Source organism: Barnesiella viscericola DSM 18177, assembly GCF_000512915.1.
In the GTDB taxonomy this organism is placed as follows: Bacteria; Bacteroidota; Bacteroidia; order Bacteroidales; family Barnesiellaceae; genus Barnesiella; species Barnesiella viscericola.
Window position 1 is genome coordinate 1,537,696 of the sequence record NZ_CP007034.1, and the last position, 22,443, is coordinate 1,560,138.

Here is a 22,443-nt window from a genome sequence, read left to right on the forward strand (position 1 = left end):
TTAAATAAAAATTCAAAGTAACTCTTTTTAATAAAGATTTCACGTATAAACTTTCATACTTCACAAAATTATCTACCTTTGCAGCCGATTTACAAAAAAAACAGGACTTTTATGAAGAAATTTGCTACTCTTTTTGTCGTCTTAGCGACACTCTGGCCCTTTGCGTCAAGTGCACAGGAGGCCACGACATTCGAGGTAAACAGAATCCAATACACCGTTACCGGTGAGAACACAGTGGGTGTATCGGACTTCAACGAAAACTACGAAGAGGGTGAATCCAAAGTCACCGAGGTGGTAATCCCCGCTACCGTCTCCTATGAGGGAAAAGACTACACCGTCACCTCTATCGAACAGTATGCCTTCCGCTGGACCTCGGACATTACCAAAATCGAGATGCCCAACACGGTTACGACTTTGAAAGACAATGCCATCTACTACAACTACGATTTGGCCGAGGTGGTACTATCGGAAAACCTCACCTCGCTGGGCCGCTACGCCCTGGCTTCGAACAGCCAAATCACCTCGCTGGCTATTCCGGCCGGTGTGACCGAAATCCCGGAAAGCTGTTTCTTCAACAGTTCGGGCTTGACCCACATCACCTTTGCCAGTGACTATACTTCGATAGGCGGTGGAGCTTTTTACAAGACAGCCATCAGCGAGATAAACATTCCCGGCAGCTGCAAGTCGATTGGCACCAATGCCTTCCAGCTCTGCCCCAACCTGGCCAAAGTCACGCTGGGCGAAGGGGTTGACTCTCTGGCCAAGGGAGCTTTCAGGGAGTGTGCCAAGTTGGCATCCATCAACCTCCCGTCCAGCCTTCGGAAGATAGGGGCATATGCTTTCCTCGACAACACATCGCTCACATCGGTAACCATTCCGGCCGGTGTATCAGAGGTTGGCGATGCCGCCTTCTCCAACACGGGCGTCACGGCCTTTGCCGTAGAGGCCGGCAATACCGCCTGCAAAGCCGTTGATGGAGTGCTCTACTCAGCCGACGGTCGTGTGCTCATGGCCTATCCCAACCAAGCTGCCGCCGAATACACGATTGCCAACGACTGCCTGGGTGTAGGCGAGGGTGCCTTCTCGCACGCCAAGGTGCAAAAGGTGATTGTTCCCGAGGGTCTGCGTGCCTTCGACGACAACGCCTTCTCCGAATCGGCTCTGGCCGAAATCAACTTCCCCTCGTCGGTAGTTCTCCTCGGCAACCAGGCTTTTGCCAAAACACAACTGACCACACTGGTTCTCCCCGAAAACATCACGGCCGTATATGAAGGGACTTTCGCCCAATGTGAGGCGCTGAAATCGGTAACCATTCCGGCCGGTGTTCGCTCAATCGGGGCCTACGCCTTCAACGGATGCTCGGCTCTTACCGAAGTATTCTGCCTGGGAGCCAACCCTCCTCTATTGGACTATGACGAGGGTTACGACCACCCCTTCGGCAACATCGAGGCTTCACAGGTAACGGTCTACGTGCCCAAAGGGACCCTGTCGGACTATGAAAACAGCGAATGGGGCTACCAGTTCGACAACATTGTCGAGTCGGCTACCGGCGTGCTGGCTCCCGAGAGCGTGCTCCCAGCCAACGACTCGGAACTGGAATCACTCGGCACACTCGAAATCACCTTCGCCACCGACGTCACACTGGTGGAACAGTTCCCCGCAGTAACCGTAGTAAAGGGCCAGGAGCTCGCTGGTGAACCTGTTGTAAACGAAGGGGGCTGGATGGCCTATGCCAGCGGCCAGACCGTGAACGTGTTCCCGGCCGATGAGTATCAAGAGGGAGTTCAACCCATCGCTCTGGAAGGCGGCGAAGAGTACTACGTGACCATTCCCGCCGGAATCGTCGAGAACGCCGATGGCTTCCTCAACCAGAAAATCGTGCTCCACTTCACCGGTAAAGAGCAGTCGGGTATCGCCCAAGTCGAAAGCAACGAGTGTTTCGTGACTCAAAATGCCGGACTCCTGCAAGTGGTATTAGGCTCGCTGAGCAACTGCACCGTCGAACTGTTCAACACGACCGGCCACCTGCTCGACCGCATCGACGGGGCTCAGGGTTCGGTATCATTCCAACCCGCAGCCAGCGGTCTCTACATCGTACGTGTCACCTCGGGTAATACCTCCAAGACATTTAAAGTGGTAAAATAATCTCCAAACAACCGCTGACAAAAAGGGCGACTCCGCTACGGGGCCGCCCTTTATTTATCGACAGTGTTCCAAATACCTGTTCCAATAAAAAAGGGAGTACGGCCTCGTACTCCCTTTCTATTTGTATATTCCTTCCCGATTACAGACTACCTATCACGCTCTTGATATTCTCAAAAATATCGTCGATGCTGCCCATGCCGGGGATTGCCCGGTATTTGTTCTCCTTCTGATAGAAATCTTTGAGGGGCTTGGTTTGGTTGTGATATACGTCGAGACGTTTTTGTATCGTCTCCAAGTTGTCGTCGCTGCGACCCGAAACCTGTCCACGTTTCAACAGGCGGTCGATCAGCTCCTGCTCCTCGACTTCGAGCCCCAACACAACATCGACCTGAGCCTGACGCTCGGCCAGCATGCGGGTCAAAGCCTCTGCCTGGGCTATGGTGCGGGGGAATCCGTCGAATATCACACCCTTCTTGCACTCTTCGTGCGAGTCGAGCACGTGAGCCAGAATATCGACCATCAGGTCGTCGGGAATCAACTGACCTTTCGAGATATACGAGTCGGCCGTCTTACCCAGTTCGGTACCTTTGGCAATCTGCTCGCGCAATACATCACCCGTAGAGATATGGAACAAACCATACTCATTAATCAGTTTCTCGCTCTGGGTTCCTTTGCCCGAACCCGGAGCACCAAAAATTACTACATTCAACATTTTTACCTTATATTATCCTATTCAACCTTGGGTTCGTTCAATCTTCGGCAACCACGTAAATATCTTTCAAGTTACGTCCCTGCTCGTCATAGTCGAGACCATAGCCTACAATGAATGCGGGGGGAATTTCGAGCGCCACATAGTCGGGCTTCACGTCGCATTTCAGCGACTCGGGTTTGAAGAGCAGTGTAGCCACCTTTACCTCCTTGGGATTGTGGATATTGAGTTTCTGTATCAACTGCTGTATCGTGAAACCCGTGTCGACAATATCCTCGACCACCACCACCGTGCGTCCGGTAATATCCTGCTGCAACCCATACAGCTCTTTCACTTGGCCAGTCGACTGCATGCCATCATACGATTTCATGCGGATAAACGAAATCTCGGCATCGACCGTAATCTCACGAAAAAGATCGGCGGCAAAAACAAATGCTCCGTTCAGTACGCACAGGAAGAGCGGATTTTTCCCCGCCAGGTCTTCATTCATCTGCGAAGCCACACGAGCCACCGCCTCGGCAATCTTTTCTCTCGATATGTATGGCGTGAAAAAACGGTCCTTAATCTGAATTTTTGTGTCCATTGGTTATACTTGAATATTGCACAAAGTTATAATAAATCACAAAAACTCCGATAACAACAGGCTATATTTTTGCAGAATCGGGTTCCCGGCTATCGCTACGGGAGGGATAAAATATTTCCCGGTCTCCATTTTTCTTGCTATTTTTGTATCATACCTGCCCGGCCGTCGAGCCGGGAAGACTAACACCGATAACGCATGAAACTGTTTACCACCCAATCGACCAAGCTGCTCGACCAGCTCACTATCGAATACGAACCCATCGCCTCCATCGACCTGATGGAGCGTGCGGCCCAGGCACTGACCGAAGAGATAAGCAAAACCGTTTCGCCCGAACGTCACCTCTATATCTTTGCCGGCCCCGGCAACAACGGGGGCGACGCCCTGGCTACGGCCCGACTGCTCATCGAGCGGGGCTACCGCCCTGTGGTCTACCTGTTCAACACGATGCCCAACCACCACCTCTCGGCCGACTGTGCCCGCAACCGGGATCGGTTAAAGGAGAAGGGCTGTCCCGATTTCTATGAAATCAGCAGCCAGTTCACCCCACCGGTTATCCAGCCCGACGATGTGGTCGTCGACGGGCTCTTCGGTGCCGGACTGCGCGAACCGCTCTCGGGCGGATTTGCCTCACTGGTGCGGTATATCAACGAGTCGGGGGCCTTTGTCATCGCCATCGACATTCCATCGGGGCTGTTTGGTGAACAGAATCCCGACGCCTCGCCCGACCGGGTGATTCAGGCTGCCCTCACCCTCACCCTGCAAATGCCCAAACTGGCTTTCTTCTTTGCCGAAAATGCCCGATACACCGGCCAGGTGAAGGTACTCGACATCGGGCTACACCCCCGGGCCATCGCCGAGACCGAAACCAGCTACTACCTCACGACCGTCGACGACGTGGCTCGCCGGCTGCACACCCGGGCCAAGTTCTCGGACAAACGCGACTACGGACATCTGCTGCTGGCAGCTGGACAATACAGCATGATGGGGGCAGCCGTGCTGGCCGCCCGGGCGGCGCTGCACAGCGGTGCCGGACTGGTATCGGTTCACTCGCCCCGCTGCGCCAATCTCATTCTGCAAACCGCCGTACCCGAAGCGATATTCTCGCCCGACAAAGGCGAGGAACACATCGAGGAGATTCCGGCACACCCCCGCTACACTGCTCTGGCCATAGGCCCGGGCATGGGTTGCAACACCACCTCGGTATCGGCCCTCATGCACCTGCTCAAAGAGTTGAAGCAACCGCTCGTGCTCGATGCCGACGCCCTCAACTGCATAGCCCAGGAACAGAGCATCTTGCGATACCTGCCCTCGCGCACCATACTCACCCCGCACAGCCACGAGTTGGAACGCATGTTCGGCCCCATGAACGACGACGCCGCCCGGCTGAAATGTGCCACCCACGTGGCCACCAAGTACGACATCATCGTCGTGTTGAAGGGTGCCCACACCGCCGTCGCCCTACCCGACGGCTCGGTACATTTCAACTCGACGGGGAACCCCGGCATGGCTACGGCAGGCAGCGGCGACGTGCTCACGGGCATCATCGGCTCGCTGCTGGCCCAGGGCTATCCCCCCGAAGAGGCAGCCATCATCGGAGTCTTCCTGCACGGGACTGCCGGCGACATCGCCTCGCAGGAAGAGGGCGAGGAGTATGTTACCGCCGGCGACATCGTAACGCATCTGGGACAGGCCTTCAAACAGATAAAAGCCAACCGAATATAACAGAATGTAAAAACATTTTATATCTTTGCATAAATCGAGCGCCCGGGGAGAGGCGAGAAGAGAGCCGCAAGACTCCTTGCCAATCTCCTCCACGGTACCGCCAGAGCCCTCGGTATAACCCGTAAAACCAACAGGAATCTTATGAAATACGCCTTCTTATCCCTCTGTCTGCTCTTAACGACGAGTGCAGGATTCGCCCAGGAGACGAAAAGACTCACCGCCGATAAACATAACGAGTACGGACTCGTATTCTCCCTGCCGCAAACGCACCTCGACCTCGAAGTCGTAGCCACCAAGACCACCCGCAAGGCCGGGCCCTACTACCAGTATGCCGAGAAATACCTGGGCATACCGGGTGCCATCACCCAAGACTCCGAGGAGTGGAGCCTCACATCGGTCAAGGTCAACCCCTACGGTGTGCCCGACCCCGACGAGGAATACCTCATGCAGTTCAAAGCCGGCAGCAACGGCTATATCGTGCTCGACGAGAACGGACTCCTGCTCTCGATCAACACCGAGCCGGCGGTCGATTCGATTGCACCCACGGCTCCGAAAGTCAAAACGAAATCGCCCCTCGACAATAACGATTATGCCAAGGTCTACTCCGAAGAGCTGCTCATGTCGGCCTCGACCGCCAAGATGGCCGAGGTGGCAGCCAAGCAACTCTACCGCATACGCGAAAGCCGGCTGAACCTGGTGACCGGCGAAGTCGATGAACTGCCGGCCGACGGTGAATCGTTCAAGCTCGTCATTCAACAGCTCGACGAGCAGGAGGCTGCCCTCACGGCCCTCTTCATGGGTACGACCCAGACCGAGACGGTGGTGAAACACATCGACTACCTGCCTATCGCCGAGTCGACCAACGAGGTGGTGTTCCGCATCTCCGACCTTTATGGCGTGGTCAGTGCCGACAACCTGAGCGGAGCCCCCATCTACCTCACCCTCAAAATTACCGAGGAGGGGCAACTCCCCGTCGACAACAAGGGCAATGTGAAGAAGATGCCCAAGAATGCCGTACCCTACGCCATTCCCGGGAAGGCCGAGGTGACCCTCACCGACGGCAAGAAAACCCTCTTCAAGGGCGAAGTTCCCGTGGCCCAGTTCGGTGTCATTTTCGGACTCGACCCCTCGCTCTTTACCGACAAGAAGGCCCCCTCTTGCGTCACCTTCTATCCCCAAACCGGAGCCATTCGTCAATTAGGCAAATAAAGCACGTCGTATGCTGCTACCCTACATGAATAGCGGAGTAGTCGAGGCGGGCTGCGACGAAGCCGGTCGCGGCTGTCTGGCAGGGGCTGTCTATGCGGCTGCGGTCATCTTGCCGCCCGACTTCCGCAACGAACTGCTCAACGACTCGAAACAGCTCTCCGAAAAACAGCGCTACGCCCTGCGTCCCCTCATCGAAGAGGCGGCACTGGCCTGGGCCGTAGGCGTCGTCACCCCCCAGGAAATCGACCGCATCAACATTCTCAACGCCTCGTTCCTGGCCATGCACCGGGCTATCGAGCAGCTCACGGTTACCCCCCAACACCTGCTCATCGACGGTAACCGCTTCAAGCCCTACCCCGGCATTGCCCACACCTGCGTGGTGAAAGGCGACGGCAAATACGAAGCCATCGCGGCAGCCTCTATCCTGGCCAAGACCTACCGCGACGACTACATGAACGAACTGCACGAAAAATACCCCATGTATGACTGGAAGTCAAACAAGGGGTATCCTACTAAGGCTCATCGGGCGGCCATTGCCCACTACGGGCCGTCGCCCTATCATCGTTTATCGTTTCAGTTGCTCGAACGGCAACTCTCTATTTTCTAACCTCCAAAGCCGCCGGCTCAAACAACCACCGGTCGAGCACGTGGTAAAAGGGACTCACGGCATGCACGATAGGCCCTACGAGCAGGGCCGAAACCACGGTGCCCAGTCCTACGCCGGTAATGGCCGATGAGAAAAGGAGAACCACTTTGGTTAAAAACGAAACAGTTGTTACCTTTGCAGAAAAACAGAGATGAAAATTGCTCTTTTCGACACCCTGCACAAGATACCTCAAACCGGAGCATTCGGCAATGGAAAAGGGTTTTCGAGCAACGACAGCCTGGTTGTTGCAGAGGGATTCTTCTTTATTTTCGTCAAAAATGGAACAGCTTTCCTCTCTGATACCCATCGATGTTATCGCATAAAAAAAGAGACACTAATCATTCTCACGCCCAGCCTGAAAGCCACAATCCACGAAATGGACAATGACTTTGAGTTTACCTGCGTCTACATCACCCCCGGATATTTCGACCGGAAACCTGCCGGGCAACCCCTCTATAACCAGCTGGCCGAGTTTATACGCAGAGACCGGCTCCCCGCCTTGCCTCTGAAACCCGACAAGAGCCGCTACCTGCAACAGACCTTTGCCCTCTTCGACCACGAGTTGCGAGAGTTCAAACTCTATACCAACGGCATCATACACCACCTGTGCAGCCTCCTGATGCTGCAAACGGCCGACATCTTCGTCGAATACAACCGCTACACACAGGTCTATGTCAAACGGTCGGGCGAGATATACCGCAAGTTCAGGAAACTGCTGGTCGAGAACTACCGACAGCACCACAACATAGCCTTCTATGCCGACGAACTGAACATCTCGACCACCTACCTCTCCCGCATCGTGAAGCACACCACCGGCAATACCGTGCGGTTTCACATCTCGGAACTCCTCTCGGCCGACGCTCGCCGTCTGCTCGAATGCACCGACCTCGACATTAAAGAGATTGCCTCTCAACTGGGATTCTCGGACCAGTCGGTGTTCGGCAAATTCTTTGTCAAAAAGACAGGGTTGTCTCCCCTTAAATTCAGATTAAAAAAAGAGCGGGCAATCGCCCGCTGAAATCAATCGCGACAAGCGCTCACTATCCGCACTCTTACAAAGCCAAGGGAGGGGGGAAAAAACGAAGAGGCCGTGACACGGAGGACACGCACCTCTTCGCCCCTTGCGACCTCTCGGTTGTTTCTGCTAGTTCTTCACAATCTTCTTCACTTCCGATACACCCTCGTCGGTAACCATTTTCAGGTAATAGATACCTGCCGGACAGGCCGTCATGTCAATCGACGTGACAGGACCCGAGACATAAACCCGTTGTCCGGCACAGTTGTACAGCTCGATTTGCGAAAGTCCGTCGCCATCGATATGCAGGATTCCACTCACCGGGTTGGGATAGGCTCTTACCGCAGCCGGTCTTACCACCTGGGTCATACCCGAAGTCACATCGGTAAAGAGCAACTTCACATCGGGCCACAACGTCCCGGCCGAGTAACCGAGGGGAACGGCTTCGGGATCGAGAACCTCGCTGTCGTCGAAGGTCGAGGTGTAACGCGAACGTTTCGGGTCGGTCGTCGCTCCATAGGTACCTCTGAAATTCACGTCATACGAGGTTGAACCTGCACTGCGCTTGTACACCAGCACAACCAGATTGCCACCCTTGTAATTATAGGGAGTCGACAAGGGGAATACCCACTCGCTGTCATCGGTAGCAATCGAGGTGGTTCCGTCGTAAACGAGAGTCATTTCGCTGGCCGGGATAGAGGTCTCTTCCAGATTTTCCAACTCGGTCTCGGTCACCCATATTTGCACGGGTACGTTTGCATAGGCCGTACCTACCGACACGAGCGGATAGGTCAACGACTTCAACTGGCCACCGGGAATACCTATTTCGTCTTTGAAATAAATCGTTTCGCTGAGCGACTCACCCGACATGAACGAAACCGGTGTCACCAGAACACTCTCGCTGTGGTCACCCACGGATACGAACTGGCTACCCTCTGCGAGTACCGAAATCGACAAAGTGGCCGAACGGTTGTTGTCGGCATCGTTGTCGGCGGCATATTCCACCTCGGCATAAATCTGATAATCGCCGGCCTCGGTCGGGGTGAAGGTCAGGGTAAATTCGACCGATTGCATCGACTCGATGTCGACACCCGGTTTCTCACCCAGAAGATTCCCGGCACCATCGAAGAGCTTCACCGCATAATCGGCAGCCGCCACGGCGTTGATACCCTTGTTCATCACTTGGAATGTATAGGAGGCTTCGGACTGGGCTGCCGGATAGAGATCGCCTTCGAGACTGCCGCCCACCAGGTCGTTCTGCTTCTTGTCGGTAACTGTCACATCGGCTTCCCACCCCTCATAGCGGCTCATGATGTCCGACACGAAGACAAAGGTGAGCGCACCGTCGTCACTGGTCGACTCGATCGATTCCAGCTCGGAGGGTAACGAAGAGGAGGTGTATTGACCTATCGCGGGCGACTCGACACTGGCGCCGTTGAAAATATAGAGGTAATCGCCCCACGTATCGGTTTCAAAACTCTTAAAGGCCACATGTACCAGTCCGTCGGGATTCTCGGGACGAATGGTCAACGTATCGTTGCGCGAATTGGGGTAATAGGCATCGGGACCCGACACGTCGTAGAACTTGTATGTCTTTCCCGACTCGATAACCACCTCGTCGGTAACCATGAGAATCCAGTCAGCCGGCTTCACGATGATGGGATCGGCCGAGACTTCGGTTCCCTTACCCACATTGTTCTCGGCATAAATCGAATAGGTATAGGTACCAAATCCCGGAGTATCGGCATATGTCGTGGCCGAAGCCGGTTGGGCGATAGTTTCGGAAGTCGTACCGTCGGAGCGGGTAATGACATAACCGGTGATGCTGGCCGGGTCGAACGTACCGCCATATTTGCCGACTTCGGGAGCCTTCCAGCTTAACAAGGCCTGGCTGTCGCCCTGTGTCACGGTGAAATCGACTACGGCACCCGGGGCATCGTCGCCTACATATACCTGCAAGTCGTCACTGTCGACACCCCCGTCGCCCTGTGCATTGACAGGTACCAGACGATAGCTGTACAATCCGTCGGACAGAACGGATTACCCTGTGCATCGATAGCCGGGTTTTTCCAGGCCAACCGCACACTTGTGCCCTGGGGCTCCACACTGCGCTCGGTCACCCGATCGGGGGCTCCGGCCGCTACATGAATATAGGGGATAAATATACTGTTCAAACTCTCGTCGCCCAGTTCACCCACGGCACCTATGGCCGTAGCCTTCCCGGTTGTGACATCGACCGTGTAAAGCGTGTAGTCGCCATTGTTCAGCCAGTACAGTACACCACTGTTGCGATCGAAATCCATACTTTGGGTAAAGGCGGCATCGACACCGGTCGAGCCCACCAGCGTACAAGCGGCTGTGGCCTTATCGATGATATAGAGGTTGTCGCTGGTCGAGATACCGTACATCGTTCCCTCTACATCGCACGCCAAGGCCAGGATATAGACGGCCGTCTCCCCTTCCAGGAAAGTACCTACCTGCGTCGTCTCGCCCGTGTGCATATCGAGAATCATCAGATCCTCGGCATTGTTGCTCACCCCATACATGGTCGAGGTGGCATAGTCGTAGGTCATCTCGACCAGATGATCCCCCTTGGTCGAAACAAGGGTACGGGTCCCGTCGTTCAAATCGATGGTATAGAGACCTTCGAGTGCCGACTGGGTACCGGCCTGCGTTACCTGGGCATACCATTTGTAATTGTAATAGGTCCCGGCATAGACCGAACCGAGCCGGGACTGGTCGGCAATAAGTTCTACCTGAGAGGGATCGGCCGATGAAAACTTGACCGGTCCTTTCTTAACACTCGTTGGATTGCTCTCCTGCCACGTGCGATAGGCATAAATGGTGGTTTGTGCCTCTACCAGAAAAATGGAGAGGAGAGAAAAAAGAAACAGGGAGTAAATCTTCTTCATAGGTAATAAAAGATTAGTTATACGACCTTATTTGTTTTAATTCATTACAAAATTACAAATAAAAACAAACAACATTAAGAGAATCGCATTACATTCTCATATTTTATTACAATCTATGAATCAACCGTTTAAAAGAAAAAAGCGTTACTTTCGTCCCCCCCGGTTACAACTTAACGGTCTGGAAAAGCGAGTCGATGGTAATGTATCGACGCATCTTGTCGTTCACCCGCTTGCGCAACACTCGAATGGCCGACATCGATACACACCGACAGGCGGCACACTCCTTGGTTCCTAACCCCAGCGAGCTTAAACAGAAGAAATAAAACTCCTCATCGGAGAATGAAAAATAGGTCACCAACAGCCGATGCAACAGGGCATACTCCTTCCGCAACGACTCAAACAGACTGTCGCGCAGAGCCGGGGATAGGAATACCGTTCCCCCCTTGATAAAAGCCACGGTTTGTTTATAAATATCCGACTTGACAAACCGCTTGTTCCTTTGCTCCGTAATAGCGTGAATCTGCTCCACAATCTCCCGCTGCAACGACTCGCTCTTTTTCTCCATCTCCAAGGGAGTCTCGGGAGCTTTCCCCGTTGCCCCAGGTACAGGAACCACAGCCTCCGGGGCGGGGCGGCGCACCGCATTCCTCCGTTTGAAATAGAACAACAGCGTAACCCCGATCAACCCAACGACCATCGCCACACCTATCCCACCCAACCACAGAAAGGTGTGAATCTTGCGGGCATATTCCAGGTCCATGTTGTGTATGAGTTCACTGTAAAAAGCCGTATTGACCTTGGCCGGTTTCATGATTTTCAAAATGGAATCGTTCAACTGGGTATATCGATTCAGACAGGAACTGTCGCCGGTCATCTCATACAGAGTCTCATAAGCCGATGCCCGAGTATAGATATAACTACTGTTAGCCGCTTTGCGGGTATACCAGAGCGCCGAGTCGAGTTGTCCCGACGCATAAAAAATATTCCCCTTCACCAGGCAACTCTTATAATACGACACCTCATCGGGCGACAAGGTCTCCAACTCGGCACTGTATTTCATGGCCGAAACATAATCGCCCGTCATGAGAAAATAATAGGCCAATGCGTTTTTCGTCTTGAACAGCTCTTCTTTATCACGAATATCGGGTATCAGTTTCACGGTTTGCAACAACGACGTGTCGAGTACCCCTCCTTTATCGACACAATAGCATTTCCACAGCCCTCGATACGATTCGGAGAGTTGCGACTTCTCGGACAACTGCGCATTATAGGCAATCGCCTTCTCAAACATTTTCTCGGCCTCCTTGTTGATTTCGCTCTTGAAAAGCAACAGTGCAATGCGATTGTAATAGGCCCCCAGTGGAGCTGCATAATGCTCATCGTCGGGATCGAGGCTCTTGATGGCCGACAGGTAACAAACAACGGCCGAATCGAGCATACTCTCTTTTTCAAAAGCCAACCCCCTTTCATAATATGCCTCGGCCCAATCAAGGCCACGGCCCTGCCTTCCACAAGAAAAGAGGGCGGCCACGATGAAACCGATCAATATATAGTAACGAGTTTTTAACATGCCGAGCTGAAAACAAGGGTCTCTCAACCGCAAATGTAGAGAAAAATCCCCACCTCTCAAAATGAGAATCCGCACTCTCCTTTCTCAAAAAAAACACACAGAGCCTGTGGAATACTCCACAGGCTCTGTGCAGACAGGAGAATCGGATTCTATTCCCCGTAAAACAAATTGCTATTTGGCAACCCGTTCCAACCAACGGAGCATGGCCAGCATCACACCCATCGAAACGAGACATACGACGAGGAAGACTGTCCAGCATTGCCAGATGGGCCAGGCATTGTACATGAGCGGACCTACCCACAACAGCAGGTTACCCACGGCAGTTGCTCCCAACCACAGTCCCTGGCAGAGTCCCAACAGGTGCTTGGGGGCTACCTTCGAAACGAACGACAGGCCCAGCGGCGAGATGAACAGCTCGGCTACCGTCAGGAAGAAGTAGGTAACAATCAATACCCACCAGTGTGCCTTGCTGGCCATTTGTTCGGCCACCGGCAAGAGCTTGAACTCGTCGGCCGAGGGATAACCCTTCACGGCCGAGAAGATGGCCAGGAAGAGGAAGGCCAACCCGGCAATGAACATACCGATGGCGATTTTACGCGGCGTGGATATCTCTTTACCCCGACGGGCCAACCAGGCAAACAGAGCCATGACAACGGGGGTAAGGGTAATCACGAAGAAGGGGTTGATGGCTTGCCATATCTCGGGAGCCACGGCACTCGAATCGACAAAGTCGCGGGCGAAGAACGAGAGCGACATGCCATTCTGGTGGAACGAGAACCAGAAGAAGATAACTACACCCAACACGGCAAACAGAGCGGCCATGCGTTGACGAATCTCCTTGGCCATGGCCCGCTTCTCTTCGGCGGTGTAGGTTTGCGACTCGACCTTGGTCTTCTTGCCCGGGGTGGGGAAACGACGTTGGTATGCGACGAAGATAACCAGCGAGATGAGCATGGCTACCACCGAAGCAATAAACGAGTAGTGGATACCCTCGTTGAAGATTTGGAGATAGTTCTGGCAAGCGACTGTCATGTCGGTCACATTACCACCCACGGCAGCCATCAAGCTATTGAGGTTGTCGAGCGCGGCCTGGCTCATCTGGGCTCCGTTGTTGATAAACTGGTGACAGAGGGCCGGGAGTTGGGCGTTATACGACATGCCGTTCACACCCAGCCACCACTCGCGCAACAGCGGAGCGACGAACGGGGCAATCAATCCGCCCACGTTGATGAAGACGTAGAAAATCTGGAAACCACTGTCGCGTTTGCTCTTGGCGAGCTTCAACGCCTCGGGACCCTGCTTGGCAGCCTCGGCCTCGAAATCGTCGTAGAGCTGACCTACGATAGCCTGCAAGTTGCCCTTGAACAGACCGTTACCGAACGCTATGAGAAACAGGGCAAAGCAGGTAAGCGGAAGCAACCAGGCTACATTGCCGCTGGTAGCCAGAATAGGAATCGACAACAGCACATAACCGACGGCCATGATTACCAATCCGGTCTTGATCGTACCTTTGTAATTTTGGGTGCGGTCGGCAATGATACCTCCCACCAGCGCCAGCAGATAGATACCGGCATAGAAGAATGAATATATGGTACCCGAAGTCTCCTCACTCAATCCGAATTTGGAACAGAGAAACAGCACCAGTACGGCATTCATAATGTAATAGCCGAAGCGCTCACCCATATTCGAGAGTGCCGCGGCTATCAAACCCTTAGGATGTCCTTTAAACATAATGTTAGATTTTAAGTATTGAATAATTTAATTGTTTTTCACTTTGAAAGCCAGGGCATACATGCGCATCTGCTTGACCATGGCCAGCAGGCCGTTGGAACGGGTGGGCGACAGGTGTTCGGTGAGCCCTATCCGGTCGATAAAGTAGAGGTTGGCATTGAGTATCTCGTCGGGAGTACGGCCCGAGAGCACCCGCACCAGCAGCGACACGATACCCTTCACGATGATGGCATCGCTCTCGGCCTCGAACCAGATGCGTCCGTCGCGGTAGTCAGCTTGCAGCCATACCCGGCTCTGGCACCCTTCGATCAGGTTCTCGTTGGTTTTGTATTTCTCCTCGATGGGAGGCAGGCTGTTGCCCAAATCAATCAACAAAGCATATTTATCCATCCAGTCGTCAAAGACCGAAAATTCGTCTATAATCTCGTCTTGTATTTCGTCGATAGTTTTCATATGGGTAGTTTTATCAATCACTCTTCATAGATAACCGTCAACACGGTTTGCCCCACCGCCTTCAAGGTGGCCCGGTCGATATTCTTCATCGTGTCGTCCACGGTGTGCCAGTAGGGAGGGAACCCCGTTACCGTCTCGCGCGAGCAGGCAATGATGTCGATACTGGGTATGCCGTAACGGTTCACATACACATGGTCGTCGGTCACGTAGCCACCCTTCTCGTCGACAAAGTAGCTGCCGTATCCCAGGCGGCGAGCCGTCTCCCACACCTGTTTCACGATGCCCGAGGCGTAATACTCCGAGAACATTTCGCGGCAGAAGCGGGCTCCCGAGCCGCCCACCATATCGAGCAGAATGCCGAACCGGGCCCGATAACCGGGTTTGTGCGGACGGCGGGTCCAATATTGCGTGCCCAGCGCCCAGCTGTCCTCGTCGTTCGAGTCGCTCCAATAGGGAGTTCCGTAATCCTCGGCGTCGAAAAAGGCGATGTCGACCCCTGCATCGGGGAGCTTCTGCCCCAACTGACGGGCAATCTCGAGCAACACCCCCACCCCGCTCGCGCCGTCATCGGCACCGTCGATGGGCTGGCGATGCTTGCTTTTGTCGGCATCGTTATCGGCATAGGGACGGGTATCCCAGTGGGCAAAGAGCAAAATGCGGTTTTTCTTCTCGGGAGAGAACGACCCGATGATGTTGCGAATGGCCAGCTCGCTGCCGTCGTAGGCGGTGACGGTACCCTCCTGCACCTCGACCGCGGCTCCGTGACGGGCCAGCTCGGCAGCCAGATAGTCGGCCGTAGCCCGATGGGCCGGGGTATTGGGTACCCGGTATCCAAAGGCAACCTGACGCTCAACATAGGCATAGGCACTGTCGGCATCAAACACGGGAACCTCTACCGAGTCGCGCCCGGCATCGTTCGTTTCACTACTCTTCCCCGATTTGGCAGAACAGGCAACCAGCCCTATAATCAGAATCAGAAATCCCAGTTGACGGTTTAGCGTTTTCATCAGGTTCAAAAGTAAGCATTCTGACAAAAACACGCAAATATCCCGCCTATTTTATACAAAAAGAGAGGTCGACCGAGCTATTCCCAACCGAGAATGTCACCTCGGCCCCCTCAATGAGAGGCAAATTGTCGGGCACATGACCTACGGGAAAATCGAAGCAGACGGGGTAGTCATACTCCTCGACCATGCGGGCGATGAGTTCATAGAGCGTACCCCCCAACCCCTCGTTCTCGGTGTACTCGGTGAAGCGTCCTACAATCAGCCCGGCCAGCGAGGCAAGCCGCCCCGACAGCTTCAACTGGTAGAGCATACGCTCGATCTTGTAGGGAGGCTCGGCAATATCCTCTATAAAGAGCACCGTGCCGGGGCGGAAGATGTCGTAAGGGGTCCCTATCAACCCGCACAGCACAGCCATGTTGCCGCCCACCAGCATTCCCCGAGCCTCGCCGCAACGGTTCAGCGGGTGAGGGTTCTCGTGGTAATGGGGTATTTCACCAAAGAGAATCTGCCGCAGATACTGCGTGCAGCGGTCGTCGTCCGACTCGGCGGTAAGGTGCTTGCACATGGGGGCATGCAACGACATGATGCCCCGGCTCACACACAGGGCATGCAGTGCCGAAATGTCGCTGAACCCGATAATCCACTTGGGGTTATGAGCCACATCGGGGGCCAGCGAATCGAGCAGATGCACCGTGCCGTAACCGCCACGGCTGCACAGAATGGCCTTCACCTCGGGATCATAGAGCGCCGTGCGCAAATCGTCGAGACGCTCCTCGACGGTACCCGAATAGACGCCCGACCGCCCCAGGCAATGGAGCGAAACCGATACACCTACCGGCCAACTTTCGAGCCGTTCGACGGCGCCTTTCACATAATCGGGGTTGATTATACTGGCCGGCGACACAATCGAGAGTCCGTCGCCGGGAATCAGAAAGGGAGGTTGAATCATCTTCACAGTCGTATGGATTAAAAGGTTATTGGCTGCCTGCCCTTCACGGGCGAGGGTTTCACAAATATAGCCATCTTTCGCCAGCTTTGAAAACAATCGGCCCCGGAATCTTGTAAAAACTCCGGGGCCGTGATGACAGAGGGTCTATTTTTCTCTTTTATTTCTCGCGCATAAAGATGTTGATGGGCGTGCCGCTGAAATTCCACGTCTCGCGAATCTTGTTTTCGAGGTAGCGCTTGTAGGGCTCCTTCACCCACTGAGGCAGGTTGCAGAAGAAGACGAAGGTGGGCACATAAGTCTCACGCAACATGGTCACATACTTGATCTTCACATACTTGCCTTTGTGTGCGGGGGGCGGATAGTTCTCGATGGCACTGAGCATCACCTCGTTGAGCTTCGAGGTAGGTATCTTGCGCTGCCGGTTCTTGTAGACCTGCACGGCGCTCTCGAGCACCTTGAAGATGCGTTGCTTGGTCAGAGCCGATGCGTAGACGATGGGGAAATCGACAAACGGAGCGAGGCGTGCCCGTATGGCGTTCTCGAAGGTCTGAATGGCCTTGTTCGACTTGTCCTCGACCAAATCCCACTTGTTGACGCACACCACCAGTCCCTTCTTGTTTTTCTGTATGAGGGAGAAGATGTTGAGGTCCTGCCCCTCGATACCGCGGGTGGCATCGATCATCAAGATGCAGACGTCGGAGGCTTCGATGGCGCGAATCGACCGAATGACCGAATAGTATTCGAGGTCCTCGGTCACCTTGCCCTTCTTGCGGATTCCGGCCGTATCGACCAGGTAGAAGTCGAATCCAAACTTGTCGTAGCGGGTATAAATCGAGTCGCGCGTGGTCCCGGCTATGTCGGTCACGATGTAGCGGTCCTCACCGATAAAGGCGTTGATAATCGACGACTTGCCGGCATTGGGCCGCCCCACGACGGCAAAGCGGGGAATATCGGCCTCGATTTCGGGTTCCGACTTCTTGGTGAAGCGTTTCAGAATCTCGTCGAGCAAATCGCCCGTGCCCGAACCGCTGGCGGCCGAGACGCAGAAGGGGTCGCCCAACCCGAACGAATAGAACTCGGCGGCGTTGTACTGCCACTCGTTGGAGTCGGCCTTGTTGGCCACCAGAATCACCGGCTTGGACGAACGGCGCAAGATGGCGGCCACGTGGTCGTCGAGGTCTACGGCTCCGGTCTTGACGTCGACCATGAACAAGATGACGTCGGCCTCTTCGATGGCCAGGGCCACCTGCTTGTTAATCTCTTCTTCAAAAATATCTTCCGAATTGACCACCCAACCGCCGGTGTCGATGATGGAGAACTCCTGTCCGCACCACTCGACCTTGCCATACTGGCGGTCGCGTGTCGTGCCCGCCTCTTCGTTGACGATGGCCTTGCGGGTCTGTGTCAGGCGGTTGAACAGGGTCGACTTTCCTACATTGGGGCGTCCTACTATTGCTACTATATTTCCCATAATTACTCTTTCTTTTTACGGCTGTCACAGCCTTCGGGTTTTACTCGGGTATGTATCCAAATCCTCTCAGTTTATTCTCTCGGCTACGCCAGTCTTTCTCGACCTTGACGTAAAGTTCGAGGTAGACCTTCTTGTCGAAGAAGGCTTCGATGTCCTTGCGGGCCAGCATGCCCACCTTTTTCAGAGCGGCTCCGCCCTTGCCGATGACGATGCCCTTTTGCGAATCGCGCTCGACATAGATGACCGCCATGATGTGTATGCGTCCCTCCTCCTCTTTGAACTGCTCGACGGCCACCTCGCAGGCATAGGGTATCTCCTTGTCGTAGGTGAGCAGGATTTTCTCGCGAATGATCTCGGTGACGAAAAAGCGTGCGGGCTTGTCGGTGAGCGCATCTTTGTCGAAGAAGGGCGGCGACGGGGGCAACAGCTCCTGAATGCGCTTCAACAGATAGTCGAGGTTGAACTTGTACTGGGCCGACACGGGGATAACCTCGGCCTTCGGCAACAGACGTTTCCACTCCTCGACCAGCTTTTCGAGCGACTCCTGCCCGCCCTGCAACAGGTCTATCTTATTGATAACCACCAGCACGGGCACCTTCTCCTCGGCCACCTTGTCGAGAAACGACTGGTTCTTGGTGGGGGTCTCTATCACATCGGTCACATAGAGCAAGATGTCGGCGTCGACCAGAGCCGACTGCGAGAAGTTCAACATCGACTCCTGCAACTTGTAGTTGGGGACGAGTACGCCCGGCGTATCGGAATAGACAATCTGCATGTCGTCGGTGTTGACGATACCCATGATGCGATGGCGGGTGGTCTGTGCCTTCGACGTGATAATCGAGATGCGCTCGCCCACCAACGAGTTCATCAACGTAGATTTTCCCACATTGGGATTTCCCACGATATTTACGAAACCGGCTTTATGCATAATTCTATTTTATTAGTCCACAAGACGATAAGTGTCTGCTATCCTTCGCAAAGGTAGTGAAAATATTCTACCTGACGAAACAACCGCCGACCGCTTTTGTTCAAAGACAAGAAAAGACGCATCTCTCGATGTACAAGAGATGCGTCTTTGTCTTATTCTCGCAAGGTTTATTTCGCGTCGTATCCCCACACGAGGTAGAGAGCGCCCCAGGTAAATCCGGCTCCGAAGGCCGTGAGAACCAGCTTGTCACCGGTTTTGAACTTGTTTTCAAACTCGGCCATGCACAAGGGAATGGAAGCTGCGCTCGTGTTGCCGTATTTCTGGATATTGACCAGCAGTTTCTCGGCGGGCAGTTTCATACGATCGGCGATGGCCTCGATGATACGCAGGTTGGCCTGGTGAGGGATAAAGTAATCGATCGTGTCAACCGTCAGTCCGTTGCGGGCCATCACGTTCTCCGACGAGGTGAGCATGTCGGTCACAGCGTGTTTATACACGGCGCGGCCTTCCTGATAAACATAGTGCTCGTCGTTGTCGACCGTCTCGTGCGAAGCGGGGTGAACCGCGCCACCGGCCTTCATCAGCAAATGGGGCAACCCCATGCCGTCGGTATGAAGCACGGCGTCTACGATACCCACCGGTTCGTCGGTAGGTTCGAGCATCACGCAAGCCGCAGCGTCGCCAAAGAGCGGACAGGTCGAACGGTCCTTGTAGTTGACCATCGACGACATCTTCTCGGCAGCCAGCACGATTACGTGTTTGTACAAACCGCTCTTGATGTAGGCGGCACCCGACTGCAAGGCCACGATAAATCCGGCGCAGGCAGCTTGAATGTCATACCCGTAGGCGGTCTTTATTCCCAGTTTCTCCAATACGATCGAGGCCGTAGAGGGGAAGCGATAGTCGGGATTGGAAGTGGCGCAGATCAACAGATCTACCTCTTCGGGTTTGACACCGGTCTTTTTCAAGAGTTCGGCGACAGCTTTTTCGCCCAGGTCGGACGAGCCGGTTCCTTCTCCCTTCAAAATTCTCCGTTCCTTAATACCTACGCGCGTCGTAATCCACTCGTCGTTGGTATCGACCATGTGCGACAACTCATCGTTGGTGAGCACATAATCGGGAACATACGAGGCTATTCCCGTAATTTTCGCATTCATAATCAAATTGGCTTAGTGTGTGAAAAAATGCCCTAAGAGACTTAGGGCTTTACATACTGATCGAAAAAATTTAGACAGCTGCCTCTTTTTCGATTGCCAATTTTCCTCTGTAATAACCACACTCGCCACATACGGTGTGATATACATGCCAAGCACCACAGTTGGGGCAAACTGCCAAAGTAGGAGCTACTGCTTTGTCGTGAGTTCTTCTTTTGGCTGTTCTCGTTTTAGATTGTTTTCTTTTAGGATGTGCCATTTTTCTTTTATTTAATTATTATCATCTTCTATTATTTTCTTCAACTCGTCCCACCGGGGATCGGTTATCTCCTCGCCGGCGCCGGGTACCTCATCGGCGATATCCTCATCGTCGTACGAGCCGATGCCCTCGTCGTCGCTGTCGTTGAGCGAGCGGGCCGTGTGTTTACGCAACTTGGCGCTCATTGCCTTGTTGCACTTCCCTGCCGGGTGAACGTGCTTCAAGGGGATTGTCAGCGCCACAAACTCATACAAGAACCAGGCAATGTTCAAATCGCCTTCGCTCTCGGGGATAATTACCACATTGTCGCTCTCTTCGCTGTATTCGCTACCGAATTTTACATAGAGCGTTTCGTGGGTTTTCACCTCGTGATCCATGTCGTCGAGACAGCGATCGCACGGAATTTGAATGACGCCTTCCAAATCGAAATCCAATTCAAAGGCGGCCGCACTCCGCTTTACGGTGAGCTTCACATTTACCTTTCCTTTTTGAACATCTTCACCTTCGATATTCTTAAAGAACTCATTATCCAATACATACTCAAAATCCTGAGTACCTATCGGCATACTTTTGAGCGGTAATTTATAAGCGCTAAATCGTCCCAAAGCCATTTGTCGTTAAAACTGCGCAAAGGTATAAAAAATAATCGTTATACGACAATCTTTTCGGGAGTTTTTATTTCATATTTAAATTTTTCGTCTATTGGCTCCGCCCTTTTGTCATCGGCTTGCGACGTGTCGGGAGGGGTCGATCGACCGCCCGGTTGCCTCCCCCGGATTTACACCACCCGTTTCAGTTCGATGCGGAAGGTGGTGCCTTTGCCTACCTCCGACTCCTTGACAAAGATGCGGCCGTCATGATACTCCTCGACGATGCGCTTGGCCAGCGTAAGTCCCAGTCCCCACCCCCGCTTCTTGGTGGTGTAGCCCGGGTTGAACACGGTCTTGAAATTCTTGCGGGCAATTCCCTTGCCCGTATCCTTGATGTCGATATAGAGCTGCTGCTTCTCCGAGGTAAGGTAGACATCGATACGCCCCTCGCCATTCATGGCGTCGACCGCATTCTTGCACAGGTTCTCGATGACCCACTCGAACAGCGACAAACACACCATGGCCCCCTCGGCATCGGCCGGGAGATGGGTCACAATCTGCACCTTGCTGGATACCCGACGGCGCATATACTCGGTGGCATTCTCGAGCACCTCGTTGATATAGACCAGCTCCATCTCGGGTTTGGAACCTATCTTGGAAAAGCGCTCGGCAATGACCGACAGCCGTTTCACATCTTTATTCATATCCGACAGCAATGCGGGATCGACACCCGAGGCTTCCAGCAGGTCCATCCAGGCCATGAGCGACGAGATGGGCGTACCCAGCTGGTGGGCCGTCTCCTTCGACAGTCCCACCCACACCTTGTTCTGTTCGGCCTTCTTCGTGCTGATGAGTGCAAAGTAAACAATGAGCACAAACAGCACCATCACGCCCAACTGCACATAGGGATAGAACGAGAGTCGCTTCAACAGAATGGAGTCGTCGTAGTAGAGATACTGTTTTTCGTTGTCGCCCAGGTTGATTTCGATGACATTCGAGCCCCCCTTCAAGTGGGCCAGTTTCCGTTGCAGGTATTTTTCGGGGTCTTTCTCGGGCAGATTCAGGTTGACATACTGGTTTATCTCGCCGTTCCCGTCGACCAGAATCGCCGGTATCGAGGTGTTGCTCTGGATTACCTTCAAGATGAGCTCCATGCTCATCTCGGTCTTGTCGCTGGCCAACTCACGGGTAGCCTCGGCCCATATCTCCATCTTCTTGCGCTCCTCGACCGAGAGGTCTTTCACCAGGTCGTTCGAGACATAGAGCACACCACCGACCAACAGAACCGAAATCAACAGGAATATCAATTTGCCCTTTTGGCGGACATCATAAATATTTTGCATAGTTACAATCGTATATATATAAGAACGACTGTCCGGCTCAAATATTA

General features: G+C 53.7%; 21 protein-coding genes. 5 read left to right on the plus strand and 16 right to left on the minus strand.

Translation table 11 applies throughout. The features are described 5' to 3' along the window. Positions 1 to 111: 111 nt before the first annotated feature. Positions 112 to 2,145: a leucine-rich repeat domain-containing protein gene (locus BARVI_RS06100; RefSeq protein WP_025278392.1), complete on the plus strand. Its 2,034-nt coding sequence runs from the start codon at positions 112 to 114 to the stop codon at positions 2,143 to 2,145. Between the two features lie 139 nt (positions 2,146 to 2,284). Here BARVI_RS06100 and BARVI_RS06105 read toward each other — a convergent pair whose 3' ends face one another. After that, on the minus strand, positions 2,285 to 2,857 hold the full coding sequence (locus BARVI_RS06105) for an adenylate kinase (RefSeq protein ID WP_025278393.1): 573 nt from the start codon (positions 2,855 to 2,857) through the stop codon (positions 2,285 to 2,287). Between the two features lie 37 nt (positions 2,858 to 2,894). Continuing rightward, the gene (hpt, locus tag BARVI_RS06110; protein WP_025278394.1) at positions 2,895 to 3,437 is read right to left on the minus strand and encodes a hypoxanthine phosphoribosyltransferase; all 543 of its coding nucleotides are present in this window, start codon (positions 3,435 to 3,437) and stop codon (positions 2,895 to 2,897) included. A 195-nt stretch (positions 3,438 to 3,632) separates the two neighbouring features. Between hpt and BARVI_RS06115 the strand changes: the two genes are divergently transcribed. The 3 genes from BARVI_RS06115 to BARVI_RS06125 all read left to right on the plus strand — a co-directional run bounded on the left by BARVI_RS06115 (position 3,633) and on the right by BARVI_RS06125 (position 6,975). Continuing rightward, positions 3,633 to 5,159, plus strand: a complete 1,527-nt coding sequence (locus BARVI_RS06115; RefSeq protein WP_025278395.1) for a bifunctional ADP-dependent NAD(P)H-hydrate dehydratase/NAD(P)H-hydrate epimerase — start codon at positions 3,633 to 3,635, stop codon at positions 5,157 to 5,159. 141 nt (positions 5,160 to 5,300) lie between these two features. Next, on the plus strand, positions 5,301 to 6,368 hold the full coding sequence (locus tag BARVI_RS06120; RefSeq protein ID WP_025278396.1) for a DUF4831 family protein: 1,068 nt from the start codon (positions 5,301 to 5,303) through the stop codon (positions 6,366 to 6,368). 10 nt (positions 6,369 to 6,378) lie between these two features. After that, entirely contained in the window at positions 6,379 to 6,975 is a 597-nt protein-coding gene (locus BARVI_RS06125) for a ribonuclease HII (RefSeq protein WP_025278397.1), read from the plus strand. Here the strand turns inward: BARVI_RS06125 and BARVI_RS13365 are convergent. Next, on the minus strand, positions 6,965 to 7,120 hold the full coding sequence (locus BARVI_RS13365; RefSeq protein WP_157232551.1) for a hypothetical protein: 156 nt from the start codon (positions 7,118 to 7,120) through the stop codon (positions 6,965 to 6,967). The genes BARVI_RS06125 and BARVI_RS13365 overlap by 11 nt on opposite strands. Positions 7,121 to 7,165: 45 nt before the next feature. Here BARVI_RS13365 and BARVI_RS12950 point away from each other — a divergent pair, with 45 nt between their 5' ends. Next, positions 7,166 to 8,032, plus strand: coding sequence for a helix-turn-helix domain-containing protein (locus BARVI_RS12950; protein WP_025278398.1), 867 nt, complete (start codon positions 7,166 to 7,168; stop codon positions 8,030 to 8,032). Between the two features lie 126 nt (positions 8,033 to 8,158). Here BARVI_RS12950 and BARVI_RS06135 read toward each other — a convergent pair whose 3' ends face one another. The 13 genes from BARVI_RS06135 to BARVI_RS06190 all read right to left on the minus strand — a co-directional run bounded on the left by BARVI_RS06135 (position 8,159) and on the right by BARVI_RS06190 (position 22,396). Beyond that, entirely contained in the window at positions 8,159 to 10,051 is a 1,893-nt protein-coding gene (locus BARVI_RS06135) for a T9SS type A sorting domain-containing protein (RefSeq protein ID WP_157232552.1), read from the minus strand. Further along, entirely contained in the window at positions 9,973 to 10,941 is a 969-nt protein-coding gene (locus BARVI_RS06140; RefSeq protein WP_025278400.1) for a hypothetical protein, read from the minus strand. The genes BARVI_RS06135 and BARVI_RS06140 overlap by 79 nt, the downstream gene beginning before the upstream one ends. A gap of 163 nt (positions 10,942 to 11,104) precedes the next feature. Continuing rightward, on the minus strand, positions 11,105 to 12,379 hold the full coding sequence (locus BARVI_RS06145) for a tetratricopeptide repeat protein (protein ID WP_025278401.1): 1,275 nt from the start codon (positions 12,377 to 12,379) through the stop codon (positions 11,105 to 11,107). A gap of 303 nt (positions 12,380 to 12,682) precedes the next feature. Next, a complete protein-coding gene (locus tag BARVI_RS06150) occupies positions 12,683 to 14,242 on the minus strand; it encodes a peptide MFS transporter (protein ID WP_025278402.1) in 1,560 nt (519 codons plus the stop codon). 27 nt (positions 14,243 to 14,269) lie between these two features. Beyond that, the gene (locus tag BARVI_RS06155; protein WP_025278403.1) at positions 14,270 to 14,695 is read right to left on the minus strand and encodes a SufE family protein; all 426 of its coding nucleotides are present in this window, start codon (positions 14,693 to 14,695) and stop codon (positions 14,270 to 14,272) included. Positions 14,696 to 14,712: 17 nt separating this feature from the next. After that, positions 14,713 to 15,702 carry a M28 family peptidase gene (locus BARVI_RS06160; protein WP_025278404.1) on the minus strand — a complete coding sequence of 330 codons (990 nt, stop codon included), beginning with the start codon at positions 15,700 to 15,702 and terminating at the stop codon, positions 14,713 to 14,715. Between the two features lie 46 nt (positions 15,703 to 15,748). Next, positions 15,749 to 16,651 carry a S66 peptidase family protein gene (locus tag BARVI_RS06165; RefSeq protein ID WP_084547007.1) on the minus strand — a complete coding sequence of 301 codons (903 nt, stop codon included), beginning with the start codon at positions 16,649 to 16,651 and terminating at the stop codon, positions 15,749 to 15,751. A gap of 157 nt (positions 16,652 to 16,808) precedes the next feature. After that, on the minus strand, positions 16,809 to 18,122 hold the full coding sequence (gene der / locus BARVI_RS06170) for a ribosome biogenesis GTPase Der (protein WP_025278406.1): 1,314 nt from the start codon (positions 18,120 to 18,122) through the stop codon (positions 16,809 to 16,811). A 40-nt stretch (positions 18,123 to 18,162) separates the two neighbouring features. Beyond that, positions 18,163 to 19,050, minus strand: a complete 888-nt coding sequence (gene era, locus BARVI_RS06175) for a GTPase Era (protein ID WP_025278407.1) — start codon at positions 19,048 to 19,050, stop codon at positions 18,163 to 18,165. Between the two features lie 167 nt (positions 19,051 to 19,217). After that, the gene (locus BARVI_RS06180) at positions 19,218 to 20,207 is read right to left on the minus strand and encodes a beta-ketoacyl-ACP synthase III (protein ID WP_038534292.1); all 990 of its coding nucleotides are present in this window, start codon (positions 20,205 to 20,207) and stop codon (positions 19,218 to 19,220) included. 70 nt (positions 20,208 to 20,277) lie between these two features. After that, the gene (rpmF, locus tag BARVI_RS13160) at positions 20,278 to 20,463 is read right to left on the minus strand and encodes a 50S ribosomal protein L32 (RefSeq protein ID WP_008861440.1); all 186 of its coding nucleotides are present in this window, start codon (positions 20,461 to 20,463) and stop codon (positions 20,278 to 20,280) included. 11 nt (positions 20,464 to 20,474) lie between these two features. Further along, the gene (locus BARVI_RS06185) at positions 20,475 to 21,068 is read right to left on the minus strand and encodes a YceD family protein (RefSeq protein ID WP_025278409.1); all 594 of its coding nucleotides are present in this window, start codon (positions 21,066 to 21,068) and stop codon (positions 20,475 to 20,477) included. A 173-nt stretch (positions 21,069 to 21,241) separates the two neighbouring features. After that, positions 21,242 to 22,396: a sensor histidine kinase gene (locus BARVI_RS06190; protein WP_025278410.1), complete on the minus strand. Its 1,155-nt coding sequence runs from the start codon at positions 22,394 to 22,396 to the stop codon at positions 21,242 to 21,244. Between the last annotated feature and the right edge of the window lie 47 nt (positions 22,397 to 22,443).

What these genes read in the sequence shown, in the direction of transcription:
- BARVI_RS06160 (WP_025278404.1), bottom strand. Translation starts at nt 15,702, where the DNA reads ATGAAAACGCTAAACCGTCAACTGGGATTTCTGATTCTGATTATAGGG.
- BARVI_RS06120 (WP_025278396.1), top strand. Translation starts at nt 5,301, where the DNA reads ATGAAATACGCCTTCTTATCCCTCTGTCTGCTCTTAACGACGAGTGCA.
- BARVI_RS06155 (WP_025278403.1), bottom strand. Translation starts at nt 14,695, where the DNA reads ATGAAAACTATCGACGAAATACAAGACGAGATTATAGACGAATTTTCG.
- BARVI_RS06165 (WP_084547007.1), bottom strand. Translation starts at nt 16,651, where the DNA reads ATGATTCAACCTCCCTTTCTGATTCCCGGCGACGGACTCTCGATTGTG.
- BARVI_RS06115 (WP_025278395.1), top strand. Translation starts at nt 3,633, where the DNA reads ATGAAACTGTTTACCACCCAATCGACCAAGCTGCTCGACCAGCTCACT.
- BARVI_RS06105 (WP_025278393.1), bottom strand. Translation starts at nt 2,857, where the DNA reads ATGTTGAATGTAGTAATTTTTGGTGCTCCGGGTTCGGGCAAAGGAACC.
- BARVI_RS06190 (WP_025278410.1), bottom strand. Translation starts at nt 22,396, where the DNA reads ATGCAAAATATTTATGATGTCCGCCAAAAGGGCAAATTGATATTCCTG.
- BARVI_RS06140 (WP_025278400.1), bottom strand. Translation starts at nt 10,941, where the DNA reads ATGAAGAAGATTTACTCCCTGTTTCTTTTTTCTCTCCTCTCCATTTTT.
- BARVI_RS06145 (WP_025278401.1), bottom strand. Translation starts at nt 12,379, where the DNA reads ATGCTCGATTCGGCCGTTGTTTGTTACCTGTCGGCCATCAAGAGCCTC.
- rpmF (WP_008861440.1), bottom strand. Translation starts at nt 20,463, where the DNA reads ATGGCACATCCTAAAAGAAAACAATCTAAAACGAGAACAGCCAAAAGA.
- BARVI_RS06125 (WP_025278397.1), top strand. Translation starts at nt 6,379, where the DNA reads ATGCTGCTACCCTACATGAATAGCGGAGTAGTCGAGGCGGGCTGCGAC.
- BARVI_RS12950 (WP_025278398.1), top strand. Translation starts at nt 7,166, where the DNA reads ATGAAAATTGCTCTTTTCGACACCCTGCACAAGATACCTCAAACCGGA.
- BARVI_RS06100 (WP_025278392.1), top strand. Translation starts at nt 112, where the DNA reads ATGAAGAAATTTGCTACTCTTTTTGTCGTCTTAGCGACACTCTGGCCC.
- der (WP_025278406.1), bottom strand. Translation starts at nt 18,122, where the DNA reads ATGGGAAATATAGTAGCAATAGTAGGACGCCCCAATGTAGGAAAGTCG.
- hpt (WP_025278394.1), bottom strand. Translation starts at nt 3,437, where the DNA reads ATGGACACAAAAATTCAGATTAAGGACCGTTTTTTCACGCCATACATA.
- BARVI_RS06180 (WP_038534292.1), bottom strand. Translation starts at nt 20,207, where the DNA reads ATGAATGCGAAAATTACGGGAATAGCCTCGTATGTTCCCGATTATGTG.
- era (WP_025278407.1), bottom strand. Translation starts at nt 19,050, where the DNA reads ATGCATAAAGCCGGTTTCGTAAATATCGTGGGAAATCCCAATGTGGGA.
- BARVI_RS06150 (WP_025278402.1), bottom strand. Translation starts at nt 14,242, where the DNA reads ATGTTTAAAGGACATCCTAAGGGTTTGATAGCCGCGGCACTCTCGAAT.